The sequence below is a fragment of the Amycolatopsis tucumanensis genome (assembly GCF_021654135.1).
Classification (GTDB): domain Bacteria; phylum Actinomycetota; class Actinomycetes; order Mycobacteriales; family Pseudonocardiaceae; genus Amycolatopsis_E; species Amycolatopsis_E tucumanensis.
Map to the genome: position 1 here is coordinate 1 of NZ_JAKGSD010000005.1, position 12,399 is coordinate 12,399.

The window sequence follows — 12,399 nt, forward strand, 5'->3', positions numbered from 1 at the left end:
AACCCGCGACCCTCACCTTGGCAAGGTGATGCGCTACCAGCTGCGCTACGTCCGCCTACCGTGACTCCGGGTTCCGAAGGTCCCCGTCGTCGTGGTGTGAGAGAACAATATCCGACCCGGCAACCCGCGAAAACAGGGGGGTGGGTGTTCCGCGCCCCCCGCGCGGGTGCTATCCAAGATCGTTTGGAATCAGGTGCGTGAGGGCGTCGTCCATGTCGATCCACAGGTGCTCGTTGCCCGGCAGCACCACGTCGTAGGTGCGGTCGAGGAAGTCGGCGAGCTCCTGGGCGGACGCCTCGAACACGGCGTGCCCGGACGGCGAGTTCAGCTCGATCATCACCGACTCGGGGTCCTCGACCGACGGGCGGATGCGGACGTCGCCGTCCCCGGCCTCGGCCAGCAGGCCGTCGGCGAGCAGGTCGCGGGCGTACACCCATTCGACCCAGCCGGCGCGGCCGGTGCGGAACGCCGCGACGACCGCGTACGGGTCGCGGGTGTCGTACCGCAGCTCCACCTTCACCGGCACGGCCGGGGCACGCGGCGCGAGGAGGTCGAACACCGCTGTGGAGCGGAGCGTCACGTGGTCGTTGCGCATCGTCTTACCTTTCGTCTCCCTTCACGGCCCGCTCGGCCGAGCTTCGAGTGTGAGACGCACGTACCCGCCGTCTCGCTTCGCGAAATCCCCGGGCTTCACCCGGACGGGTTCGCGGCACCTCTCGCACTCGCGCTCGCGCGGTACCGGCCTGCGGGACCGGCCTCGCTGATCGTCTACCCACACATACTGCTCGGTTTAACGCGGGCAGGACAGCGTGGCTTCGCCGCCCGGCACGTGACCTGGATCGCTCCACGGCCGGGGCTGACCTCGATCACCTCGGGCTTCTCCGCAGCGTGTCGGGTCATATCCGCAGCGTGTGGTCCAAAGACCACCCGTTTGCAGTGCCCGGCAGGCTATCCGCTAGAGTTCCTTCTCGTACGGACGGGGGCGATTAGCTCAGCGGGAGAGCGCTTCGTTCACACCGAAGAGGTCACTGGTTCGATCCCAGTATCGCCCACCACCGAAACCGGCCCCAGGTGAAGCCACTCTGACGTCCAGTCCCAAGGCTTCCAACCTGGGGCTGTTTTGTTTCATTCCGGCACTGGTTCCACGTCACTCTGGCGCGGGAGACCGCCGTCACCTCCCTCTCGTTCGCCAGGCCGATCCGGTGTGACGGCTGCGTGAAGCGGTGTGGTCGCGGTAACATGAAACGCTCGCTCCTGCTGCTGAAACGAGGTGAGTTCGCTGTCGCCGCACCGGAACTCCGACGAACCTCCCCCCGCCGAAGATCGCGACTACTCCCTGCGCGCCGTCGACCGGGTGTGCGCCATCCTCAACCTGCTGCAGGAGTCGGTGGACGGCATCACCCTCAACGAGGTGGTCGAGGCCACCGGGATGCCGAAGTCCTCGGCCTACCGCTACCTCTGGACGCTGGAGGCCCACCGCTACGTCGAGCGGGACGAGGCGACCGGCTTGTGCCGGCTGGGCCTGGGCTTCCTCGGCATGCAGTCCCGGCACCTCGAACTGCTGCGCGAGCGGGTGCGGCCGTGGCTGGAGGGTGTGCGGGACGAGTTCGGCGAGACCGCGAACCTCGGGCTGCTGGACAGCGACCACATCATCTACATCGACATCATCGAAAGCCGCCGCGGCGTGCGGCTGGCCGCCTCCCGCGGCGACCGCGACCCGCTGCACTCCACAGCACTGGGCAAGGCGATCACCGCCCACCTGCCCGAGGCGCGGGTGCGCGAGCTGCTGGAGCGCTCCGGGATGCCGGCGCGCACCGAACGCACCATCGTCACGGTCGAGGACTACCTCGCCGAGCTGGACAAGGTCCGGGCCCAGGGGTACGCGGTGGACGACGGGGAGAACGAGGCCGACGGGCGGTGCGTCGCCGTGCCGCTGCTGGGGACCAACCTGCCCGCGGCGATCTCGCTGAGCGCCCCGGCGGCGCGGTTCCCGCAGCGGGACGTGGCCGGGGCGGCGAAGGCGTTGCGGCGCATCGCGGAGCAGATTTCCACCCGGCCCTCCGGCGAGGTGGCGTAGGCGTCCACCGGGCGCGTTCCGTGATTCCGGCCCGCGGTCGCCGCGGGCCGTGGAGATTCTTTGGTGAGAAGGGAACCCCGGTGCACCGGGGAGGGCGGAAAGACGCAAGTGCGCCGAGGTTCCCTCGCCAACCAGCCGCGGCCGGGGTGTCAATGGCTGTGGCACTACAGCTGGCCGCCGCCCCGGTGAGGAACAACCGTGCGGCGGGAGCAATCCTCGCCGCCGGGCGACCCTCCGGCAATGCCCCGAACGGGGCAATTTCAGCTTCTACGTTTTACTAGATGAAACACATGCGGAAGTGGTCAATTAACCGGCTACCAGGAGTAGTTGTTTGCGGCTGAGCAACGACCGCGGTCCGTCATCTCGCCGTGATCGAACCGTGGCCGGAGAGTCGCCGGACCACCGGGAAATTCCTTGGAGTGGCTTGTAACACCACTCTGAACGTCACCGATTCCAGGGCAGATGCCACCCCAGCCGGGGTCGGCGGAGCAAAGAGCACGATTACTTTGCGTAATCGTCGGCGTGATCGGGGCGCGCCGGCACCCAGCCGGACGTCGCGGGAGGTCGGATGGAAGAGCCGGTGCGGAAGCCCATGCCGCTCGGGGAGGCGGTCCTGGGTTCCGAGACGCGAGGCCTCGCGGGCCACGCCCGGCTGCACGCCGTCGGCCCGGGCGAGAAGGCCACCCCCCGCGCGGCCGCCCAGCCGTGGGAGACCCGGTATCGCGCCTACGTGATCGCCGCGGACGTGGTCGCCACGCTGCTGGTCATCGTGACCGGCGCGCTGCTGATCCTCAACATCACCGGGCGGCCCTACTTCCTGCACGCGTCGGGCACCGCGTTCGCGATCCTGTGCTCGCTGCCGGTCAACCACGCGTGGAGCCAGCACGTGCTCGGCGAAGGCACCGAGGAGTTCCGCCGCCTCGGCCGCAGCCTCGTGATCGCCGCGGTAGTCGTCGCGCTCGCCGGGCTGCTCTTCGGCGCCCTCGACGTGCAGCCGTGGGTCTTCTACGCGGTCCCGGCCGTCGCGCTGATCGCGTTCCCGCTGCGGTACGGACTGCGGCAGGTGCTGCACCGCAAGCGCCGCGCCGGCGAGTGCATGCACTCGGTCATCGCGGCCGGGTCGCCGGACACCCTGCGCGACCTGATCGACCGCACCCGCACCGAATCGCACGTCGGGTGGCAGGTGTCGGCCGTGTGCACCGCGACCGGGCAGGGCGAGCGCGGCACCGGCGAGATCGGCGGCATCGCGGTGGCAGGCCGCCTCGACGAGCTCGCCGACCAGGTCCGCCGCGGCGGCTACCGGGTCGTGGCGGTCACCTCCGATCCGCATTGGACACCGGAGCGGCTGCAGCGGCTGGCGTGGGACCTGGAGGGCACGGGCGCGGAACTGGTCGTCGCCCCGGTGCTGATGGAGATCGCCGGGCCGCGTCTCAACGTGTCCGGAGTGCTCGGCATGCCGCTGCTGCGGGTCTCGGCGCCCACGTTCACCGGCGGCCGCCGGGTCGTGAAGGACGTCGTCGACCGCATGGGCGCCGCCGCGCTGCTCGTGCTGGCCGCGCCGCTCCTGCTCGGCATCGCGGCGCTGATCAAGCTCAACGACCGCGGCCCGGTGTTCTACCGCCAGCTGCGCGTCGGCCGGGACGGCCGCACCTTCACGATGGTCAAGTTCCGCACCATGGTCATCGACGCCGACCGCCTGCGGCACGGCCTGCTCGGCGACAACGAGGGCTCCGGCCCGCTGTTCAAGCTCCGCCGCGACCCGCGCATCACCCGCGTCGGCGCGGTGCTGCGCCGGTACTCCCTGGACGAGCTGCCGCAGCTGTTCAACGTCCTGGGCGGCACCATGTCGCTGGTCGGCCCGCGGCCGCCGCTGCCCGCCGAGACCGAGAACTACGAGCGCGCCGCGCGCCGCAAGCTGCTCGTCAAGCCGGGCATGACCGGGCTGTGGCAGGTCAGCGGCCGCAGCGACCTGTCCTGGGAGGAGAGCGTCCGCCTCGACCTGCGGTACGTCGAGGACTGGTCGCTGGCGCTGGACATGGCGATCCTGTGGAAGACCTTCCGCGCGGTCACCGGAGGCCGGGGCGCGTACTGACGCCGTCTCTGGCACCCTTGCCCGACGTGCAGGCTCTCACCTTCCCCCGTCTCCGCTCGGTCGCGCTGCTCGGCGCCCACTGCGACGACCTCGCCATCGGCGCCGGCGGCGCGCTGCTCACGCTGTGCGCGCGCCGGCCGGACCTCGAGGTGCACGCGCTCGTCCTGTCCGGCGGCGGCACCGAGCGCGCCGCCGAGGAGGAGGCTGCGCTGGCCGAGTTCTGCGCGCCGGCGCGCGTCGAGCTGACCGTGCTAGACCTGCCCGACGGGCGGATGCCCGCGCACTGGAACGCGGTCAAGGACGCGGTCACCGCGCTGCGCGGCCGGGTCACCCCGGACCTGGTGTTCGCGCCGCAGCCGGGCGACCGCCACCAGGACCACCGGTTGCTCGCCGAGATCGTGCCCACCGTGTTCCGCGACCAGCCCGTGCTCGGCTACGAGATCCTCAAGTGGGACGGCGACCTCGGCCAGCCGACCGTGTACCAGCCGCTCACCGAGGAGGTCGCCGAGGCGAAGGCCGACCTGCTGGCCAAGCACTACCCGTCGCAGCACGGCCGCGACTGGTACACCCGCGACGCGTTCCTCGGCCTCGCCCGGCTGCGCGGGGTGCAGCAGCACACCCGCTACGCCGAGGCCTTCTACGTGGACAAGCTCGCGCTGGCGCTCGGGGAGGGGTCGCGGTGATCACCTGCCGGGCGTGCGGCGCCACCGACGGCGAGGTCGTGCTGGACCTGGGGGAGCAGCCGCCGTGCGACCTGTTCCCGCCCGCGGCCGATCCCGGCCCGGATCCGGTGTGGCCGCTGCGGATGTGGATGTGCGCGCGGTGCGCGCTGGCCCAGCTGGCCGAGGATCCGGGCACGGCCGAGGAACCCGCCGGGGTGGAGCCGAAGGCGCTGACCGACCAGGCCGCCGCCGCGGTCGCCCGGCTCACGGGTGCTGGGCTGGTGCGGCCGGGCGCGACGGTGGCGGAGTTCGGCAGCCCGCACGGCGGTTCGTGGCTGCCGCTGCTGCGCGCCGCGGGCATGCGGGAGGCGGCCGCGGACGAGCCAGCGGACGTCGTCGTCGACTGCTTCGGGCTGATGCACGAACCGGACCAGCGCGCGGCCATGGCCCGGCGCGCGGCGCGGCTCGCGCCCCGTGGCGCCCTGCTGATGCAGTTCCACTCGCTGGCCTCGATCGTCCGGCAGGGGCAGTGGAACGCCTTGCGGCACGGGCACTTCGCCTACTACTCGGCTCCGGCGGCGATCACCCTGGCCGCGTCCGCGGGCCTGCGGCCCGGCCGCAGCTGGACCTTCGACCTCTACGGCGGCACCGTGCTCCTCGAACTCGCCCGGGACGCGAGCCCGGCGGCGGAGACCGACGGCCTGGTGGCCGGGGAACGCGCCGCCGGCGCCGACCGGATCCCGGTCGTCGCCGGGCTCGGCCGGGCCGTCGAAGCGGGCTGCGACCGCATCCGCGCGCGCTTGCGGGAGCACGCGGGGCAGCGCGTGGTCGGCTACGGCGCCGCGTCCCGGGCGGTGGTGTTGCTGCGCCGCGCCGGAATCGATATCGATCTGTTGCCGGAGATCGCGGACGTCTCGCCCGCGAAGCACGGTCGGCGGATGCCCGGTACCCGGATTCCGGTGGTATCAACGGAAGTCCTCACCCACCCGATCCCGCGAGCCGTCCTGCTGTTCGTCCCCGATCTCGAGCCCGAGGTGCGCGCCGCCTTCCCGCAGCTCGACGGCGACCACTGCGAGTGGATCGTGGCGTGAATCGTGGCCGGTCAAACCGGTCAAAACGCGAAGATGATCTCGTCGTGGTGACTTCTCGTGAGTTCGGGCACTACGGCGAGTGGTAGTGATCACCCGATCGGGGTGAACTGATCACCCGGTTGCTCGTAACGCTGGCCACTGCCATCCCTATAGTCACGTTGACATAGGCCCCTTTTCCGGGGCGGGAGGATCGATCACCGGGGAGCAAGCCGCACCATGTCAGCCCAGACGCTGTCCTGCCGCCTGTGCGGTTCGCCGGGTCTGCGCAGCGTGGTCGACCTCGGCGCGAGCCCGCCCTGCGAGTCGTTCCTCGCCGCGGCGGATCTCGACGCGCCGGAGCCGGCGTACCCGCTGCACCTGCGGATCTGCCCGGAGTGCCTGCTGGCCCAGTTGCCGCCCCTGATCGATCCCGTCGAGACGTTCACCGAATACGCTTACTTCTCGTCGTTTTCCCACTCCTGGCTGGCGCACGCCGGGAAGTTCGTCGACACCGCCGTGAGCCGCCTCGGGCTCGGCCCGGACTCCTTCGTCGTCGAGGTCGCCAGCAACGACGGCTACCTGCTGCGCAACGTCGTCGGCCGCGGCCTGCGCTGCCTGGGCATCGAGCCGTCGGTCAACGTCGGCGCGGCCGCCCGCGAGGCCGGGGTGCCGACCCTGACGGCGTTCCTGACCCCGGAGACCGGCGCCGCGGTCCGCGCCGAGCACGGGCCCGCGGACCTGGTGGTGGCCAACAACGTCTACGCGCACATCCCGGACGTCCTCGGCTTCACGAAGGGCCTGCGGGCGCTCGTCGCCGACGACGGCTGGGTCTCGATCGAGGTGCAGCACCTGCTCAGCCTCGTCGAGCTGACCCAGTACGACACGATCTACCACGAGCACTTCCAGTACTACACGCTCGCTTCCGCGCAGCGGGCGCTGGCGACCGGCGGCCTGGCCGTGACCGACGTCGAACTGCTGGACACGCACGGCGGCTCGATCCGCGTGTGGGCGCGGCCGGCCGAGGCCGCCGGCGAGCCGTCCCCGCGGGTCGCCGAGGTGCTCGACCGGGAGCGCGCCGCCGGGCTGCACGAGCTGTCCGGCTACGCCGGTTTCGCGCGCCGGGTCGAGGAGATCCGGCTGTCGCTGCTGGAGTTCCTGATCGGCGCGAAGCGCCGGGGCGAGCGGGTCGTCGGCTACGGCGCGCCGGGCAAGGGCAACACCCTGCTCAACCACTGCGGGATCCGGCCCGACCTGCTCGAGTACACAGTGGACCGCAACCCGTACAAGCACGGCCGGTTCACCCCCGGCACGCGCATCCCGATCCACGAGCCCGAGCGGATCGCGGCGGACCGGCCCGACTACGTGCTCGTGCTGCCCTGGAACCTGCGCGCCGAGCTGACCGAACAACTGGCCTATGTCGCGGACTGGGGCGGCCGCCTGGTGTTCGCGATCCCGGAGCTGGAGATCGTCTCCCCGAGAAATCCCGTGCTGCACGCTGTCGAGGTGAACTGAATGAAGGTGGTGCTCTTCTGCGGCGGCTACGGCATGCGCATGCGCAACGGCCCCGCGGACGACGTGCCCAAGCCGATGCAGATGGTCGGCCCGCGGCCGCTGCTGTGGCACGTGATGCGGTACTACGCGCACTTCGGGCACACCGACTTCATCCTGTGCCTCGGCTACGGCGCGCGGCACATCACGGACTTCTTCCTGAGCTACACCGAGACCGCGTCCAACGACTTCGTGCTGCGCGGCGGTGAGGTCGAGCTGCTCTCCACCGACATCAGCGACTGGTCGATCACGTTCGTGCACACCGGCGTCGAGTCGCCGATCGGGGAGCGGCTGCGCCGGGTCCGCAAGCACGTCGAGGGCGAGGAGATGTTCCTCGCCAACTACGCCGACGTGCTCACCGACGCCCCGCTCGACGTCATGGTCGACAACCTCGCCGCCTCCGACGCGGGCGCCTCGATGATGGTGGTGCCGCCGCAGTCGTCGTTCCACTGCGTGGAGTTCCGGGACGGCACCAACCGCGTGTCCGGGATCAGCTCGGCCAGCCGCCTGCCGCTGTGGGAGAACGCCGGCTACTTCGTGCTGCGGCAGGAGATCTTCGACCACCTCCCGGAGAACGGCGACCTGGTCGAGGACGGCTGCGCCGCGCTGGCCGAGAAGGACCGGCTGATCGCCTACCCCTACCGCGGTTTCTGGCAGCCCGCCGACACGTTCAAGGAACGCGCGGCGCTGGACGCGGCCTACGAGAGCGGCGCGCGCCCGTGGATGCTGTGGGAGCGCCCGTCCCCGATCCCGGCGGAGGTGCGCTGATGCGGGTCCTGCTGACCGGCCACCAGGGCTACCTGGGATCGGTGATGGCGCCGGTGCTGCGCGAGGCGGGGCACGAGGTGCTCGGCCTGGACTCCGGCCTGTTCGCCGCGTGCGTGCTCGGGCCCGCCCCGGACGACCCGCCGGGCGGCCCGGTGGACCTGCGCGACGTCACGGCCGACCGGCTGTCCGGTGTGGACGCCGTGATCCACCTGGCCGCGCTGTCCAACGACCCGCTGGGCGCGCTCGCGCCGGAGCTGACCTACGAGATCAACCACACCGCCTCGGTGCAGCTGGCCAAGCTCGCCAAGGACGCCGGCGTGCGCCGCTTCCTGTACGCCTCGACCTGCTCCGTGTACGGCGCGGCGGGCGACGACCTGGTCACCGAGGACGCGCCGCTGCGCCCGGTCACCCCGTACGCGGAGTCCAAGGTGCGCGTCGAGGACGACCTGCACGACCTCGCCGACTCCGGCTTCAGCCCGGTGTACCTGCGCAACGCGACCGCCTTCGGGTTCTCCCCGCGGCTGCGCGCGGACATCGTGCTGAACAACCTGGTGGGCCACGCCGTGCTCACCGGCCAGGTGCGGGTGCTCTCCGACGGCACGCCGTGGCGGCCGCTGGTGCACGCGCACGACATCGCCACGGCGTTCGCGGCAGCGCTCACCGCGCCCGCCGAAGCCGTGCACGACCGGGCGTTCAACGTGGGCACCGAGGCCAACAACCTCACGGTGCGCCAGATCGCCGAGTCCGTGGTCACCGCCGTGCCGGGCTCGCAGCTGCTCATCACCGGCGAGGCGGGCCCCGATCCCCGCTCCTACCGGGTGGACTTCTCCCGCATCCGGGAAGCGCTTCCCGGGTACGCGGCCGTCTGGTCCGTCGAGGACGGCGCCCGCGAGCTGGCCGGGCACTACACCCGCCACGGCCTGACCATGGACGCGTTCACGCAGCGCTACACCCGCCTCGCGTGGCTGAAGTCCGAGCAGGCAGGCGGCCGTCTCGCGGAAGATCTGCGAAGACACCGAACCTGACCGCAGGGCCGCGCGTCACACGATCGAGCACCAGCCCCGCACTTCCCCGACCCGCGCACCAGCCGACCCGGTGTGCCCGCCAGCAAGGACAGCACGGCGTTGACGATCATGGATTCCCCCAGTCCCGTCACCGACTACGAGAACCTGGGCGACGCGTTCGCCTTCGCCGCCGCGCACCCGCCCCGCCGCGGGCCCGACCCGCGCGTCACCGTCGTGGTGCCGGCGAAGAACGAGGCGGCGAACCTGCGTGAGATCCTGCCCGAGCTGCCGCCCGTGCACGAGGTGCTGGTCGTCGACGCCGACACCGGCGACGGCACACCGGAGATCGCGCGTGCCGCGCGGCCGGGCGTGCGGGTCATCAAGCAGACCCGGCGCGGCAAGGGCAACGCGCTGGCCTGCGGCTTCCTCGCCGCGTCCGGCGACGTGATCGTGATGTTCGACGCCGACGGCTCGGCCGATCCGGCGGAGATCCCTCGGTTCGTGGAAGCGCTCACCGACGGCGCCGACTTCGCCAAGGGCACCCGGTTCGCCCCCGGTGGCGGCAGCCACGACATCACCCACCTCCGCGCCGCGGGGAACTCCGGGCTCAACCGCCTGTCCAACACGCTCTTCAGCGCCGGGTTCACCGATCTCTGTTACGGCTACAACGCGTTCTGGCGGGATCTGGTTGCCTTGCTGAACCTGCCGCCGGTGTTCGCGCCAGCGGGCGAGGAGATGCTGTGGGGCGACGGCTTCGAGATCGAGACCGTCATCAACTGCCGGATGGCCGCGCTGGGCCTGTGGATCACCGAGGTCCCCAGCGTCGAGCGGGCGCGCCTGCACGGCGAGACCAACCTGCGCACCTTCTCCGACGGCGGCCGGGTGTTGCGCACGCTGGTCGCGGAGTGGCAGCGGGTCGGCCGCCAGCGCCGCAGCCGCCGGTTCGGCCTGTTCACCCCGGACCCGGTCGTGGAAACCCCGGCGGCGCTCGCGCTGGACACGGGAGCGCCCGAAGCATGACCTCGTTCGACACCACCGTGGTGATCTGCGCCTACACCGAGGAGCGCTGGGACGACCTGACCGCGGCGGTCGCCTCCGCCCGCGACCAGTCCGCGCCGCCGCGCGAGATCATCGTGGTCATCGACCACAACCCGGAGCTGGAGCGGCGGGCCGCCGCGGAGTTCGTCGGCGTGACGGTGGTGCCCAACGCCGGGCGGCGCGGCCTGTCCGGCGCCCGCAACACCGCGGTCGGGCTCGCCAAGGGCGACGTGATCGCGTTCCTCGACGACGACGCCGAAGCCGCGCCGGACTGGCTGGAGCAGCTGCTGGCCGGCTACCGCGACCGGGACGTGCTGGCCGTCGGCGGCTCGGCCCGCCCGCGCTGGCCGGGCGGGCGGCGGCCGGCCAAGCTCCCCGCCGGTCGCGGGTCGGTGCACGGCGAGCTGGACTGGGTCGTCGGCTGCACCTACACCGGGCAGCCCACGGCGGAGGCGCCGGTGCGCAACCTGATGGGTTGCAACATGTCCTTCCGCCGCGAGGCGTTCACGCTCGCCGGGCTGTTCTCCGAGGACCTCGGCCGCATCGGGCGCACGCCGCTCGGCTGCGAGGAGACCGAGCTGTGCATCCGGCTGCGCCAGGCCTCGCCCGGCGCGCGGATCGTGTTCCGGCCGCAGGCGGTGGTGCGCCACCGCGTCACCCCGGAGCGCACCACGTGGGCGTACCTGCGCCGCCGCGGCTGGGGCGAGGGGCTGTCCAAGGCCTACGTCTCGCGCCTGGTCGGCAGCGAGGCGGCGCTGTCCACCGAGCGCGACTACCTGAGCCGGACCATCCCGGCCGCCGCGGTGCGCGAGTTCGGGCGGCTCGCGTTGTTCCGCACCTCCGGCGCGGCCGGCGTGCTCGGGCTGGTGACCGTGGTGTCCTCGACCGCCGCCGGGTACCTGCGCGGCAAGGCGCAGATCCGCCCGGCGCGGCCACGCCCGTCGTCGTCGCTGGTGCACGGGCCGATCCACATCGCCACCGTGGACGCCCGCACCGCCCCCGAGGAGCTGCCGGTGCCGCACCGGCGGGTCGGCCACTACCGCGCGGCGCAGGTGCTCGTCCGCGACGGCGACCGCACCCTCGACGTCCTGCTGCTCCCGGTGGAACGCGGCGTCGTGCGGCTGCCGAAGCTGGCCACCGCGCCCGCCCCGCGGCGGCGGCTGGAGTTCACCCGGCCGCCGGTCAGCGTCGTGATCCCGACCGCCTACCGCAAGCGGCAGGCCGTGGCCAGCGCCCGCGCCGCGCTGGCGGCCGGCTACCCGGACCTCGAGGTGATCGTGGTCGACAACCTGCCGCGGCTGCCCGAGGGCGACGACTGGCTGCGCGGCGAGGTGGAGGCGCTGGGCGCGCGGTACGTGGTGGAGCCGCGCAAGGGCGTCAGCGTCGCCCGCAACACCGGCGCCCGCGTCGCGAGCCACGGCCTGATCGCGTTCGTCGACGAGAACATCACCGTCGAACCCGGCTGGTTCGACGCGGTCACCGAGGAGTTCGCCGCCGACCCCGCGGTGGGGTGCGTGACCTCGCTCGTGCTGCCCGCCAGCCTGGAGACCGACGCCGAGGTCCTGTTCGAACGGCTCAAGGGCTACAGCAACTCGGTGCGGTGGCAGCGGATCGACCGGGACACCGCGCGCGAGGACCCGCTCTACCCGCTGTCCATGGCGCGTTACGGCCCGGGCAGCTGCGCGACCTGGCGGCGGGAGGTCTTCGAGGAGCTCGGCGGCTTCGACCCGCTGCTCGGCGCGGGCACGCCGACGATGGCGGGGGAGGACCTGGACCTGTTCGTGCGGCTGGCCTACGCCGGCGGCGCGGTGGTCCACACCCCGCACGCCGTGGCCCGGCACATCCACCGCGCCGACTGGCTGGAACTGCGGGAGCGGATGCGCGGCTACGGCGTCGGCCTGGCCGCGATGCTCGTGCTGTCCGTGCGCCGCCGCCCGGTTTCGGCGTTCTCGATCCTGCGCCGGGTGCCCCGCGGGGCGGCCCGGCTCGCGTCCCGCACCCCGGAACTCCCGCTGTCCGACCGCGCCGCCCGGTCGCGGCTGCGGCAGCTGCGCCGCGACGAGCGCCTCGGCCTGCTCGGCGGCGCGGCGGCGCTGATGCGGGCCCGGGGTGAGGCCGGAACCGGCCGCCGGTGAAGATG

10 protein-coding genes and 1 tRNA gene are annotated in these 12,399 nt (G+C 72.3%); 10 read left to right on the forward strand and 1 reads right to left on the reverse strand.

Annotated features, from left to right (window positions below):
* Nucleotides 1–169: 169 nt before the first annotated feature.
* A complete protein-coding gene (locus tag L2C96_RS07500) occupies nucleotides 170–595 on the reverse strand; it encodes an SsgA family sporulation/cell division regulator (protein ID WP_017987927.1) in 426 nt (141 codons plus the stop codon).
* A 385-nt stretch (nucleotides 596–980) separates the two neighbouring features.
* Here L2C96_RS07500 and L2C96_RS07505 point away from each other — a divergent pair.
* From L2C96_RS07505 to L2C96_RS07550, 10 genes are all read left to right on the forward strand, one after another.
* Nucleotides 981–1,055: transfer RNA gene (locus tag L2C96_RS07505), tRNA-Val, on the forward strand.
* A gap of 215 nt (nucleotides 1,056–1,270) precedes the next feature.
* Entirely contained in the window at nucleotides 1,271–2,077 is an 807-nt protein-coding gene (locus L2C96_RS07510) for an IclR family transcriptional regulator (RefSeq protein WP_020420739.1), read from the forward strand.
* A 568-nt stretch (nucleotides 2,078–2,645) separates the two neighbouring features.
* Nucleotides 2,646–4,169: a sugar transferase gene (locus tag L2C96_RS07515; protein ID WP_237335651.1), complete on the forward strand. Its 1,524-nt coding sequence runs from the start codon at nucleotides 2,646–2,648 to the stop codon at nucleotides 4,167–4,169.
* Between the two features lie 17 nt (nucleotides 4,170–4,186).
* Nucleotides 4,187–4,852, forward strand: coding sequence for a PIG-L deacetylase family protein (locus tag L2C96_RS07520; protein WP_237335652.1), 666 nt, complete (start codon nucleotides 4,187–4,189; stop codon nucleotides 4,850–4,852).
* Nucleotides 4,849–5,922, forward strand: coding sequence for a class I SAM-dependent methyltransferase (locus L2C96_RS45010; protein ID WP_237335653.1), 1,074 nt, complete (start codon nucleotides 4,849–4,851; stop codon nucleotides 5,920–5,922). Before L2C96_RS07520 ends, L2C96_RS45010 begins: the two co-directional genes overlap by 4 nt.
* Before the next feature lie 216 nt (nucleotides 5,923–6,138).
* Nucleotides 6,139–7,413 (forward strand): class I SAM-dependent methyltransferase, encoded by a 1,275-nt coding sequence (locus L2C96_RS07530; RefSeq protein ID WP_237335654.1) that lies wholly within the window; start codon nucleotides 6,139–6,141, stop codon nucleotides 7,411–7,413.
* On the forward strand, nucleotides 7,414–8,217 hold the full coding sequence (locus tag L2C96_RS07535) for a glycosyltransferase family protein (RefSeq protein ID WP_020420734.1): 804 nt from the start codon (nucleotides 7,414–7,416) through the stop codon (nucleotides 8,215–8,217).
* Nucleotides 8,217–9,242 (forward strand): NAD-dependent epimerase/dehydratase family protein, encoded by a 1,026-nt coding sequence (locus L2C96_RS07540; RefSeq protein WP_237335655.1) that lies wholly within the window; start codon nucleotides 8,217–8,219, stop codon nucleotides 9,240–9,242. Before L2C96_RS07535 ends, L2C96_RS07540 begins: the two co-directional genes overlap by 1 nt.
* Nucleotides 9,243–9,314: 72 nt before the next feature.
* Entirely contained in the window at nucleotides 9,315–10,241 is a 927-nt protein-coding gene (locus L2C96_RS07545; RefSeq protein ID WP_020420732.1) for a glycosyltransferase family 2 protein, read from the forward strand.
* Nucleotides 10,238–12,394, forward strand: a complete 2,157-nt coding sequence (locus tag L2C96_RS07550) for a glycosyltransferase family 2 protein (protein WP_237335656.1) — start codon at nucleotides 10,238–10,240, stop codon at nucleotides 12,392–12,394. Before L2C96_RS07545 ends, L2C96_RS07550 begins: the two co-directional genes overlap by 4 nt.
* Nucleotides 12,395–12,399 lie beyond the last annotated feature (5 nt).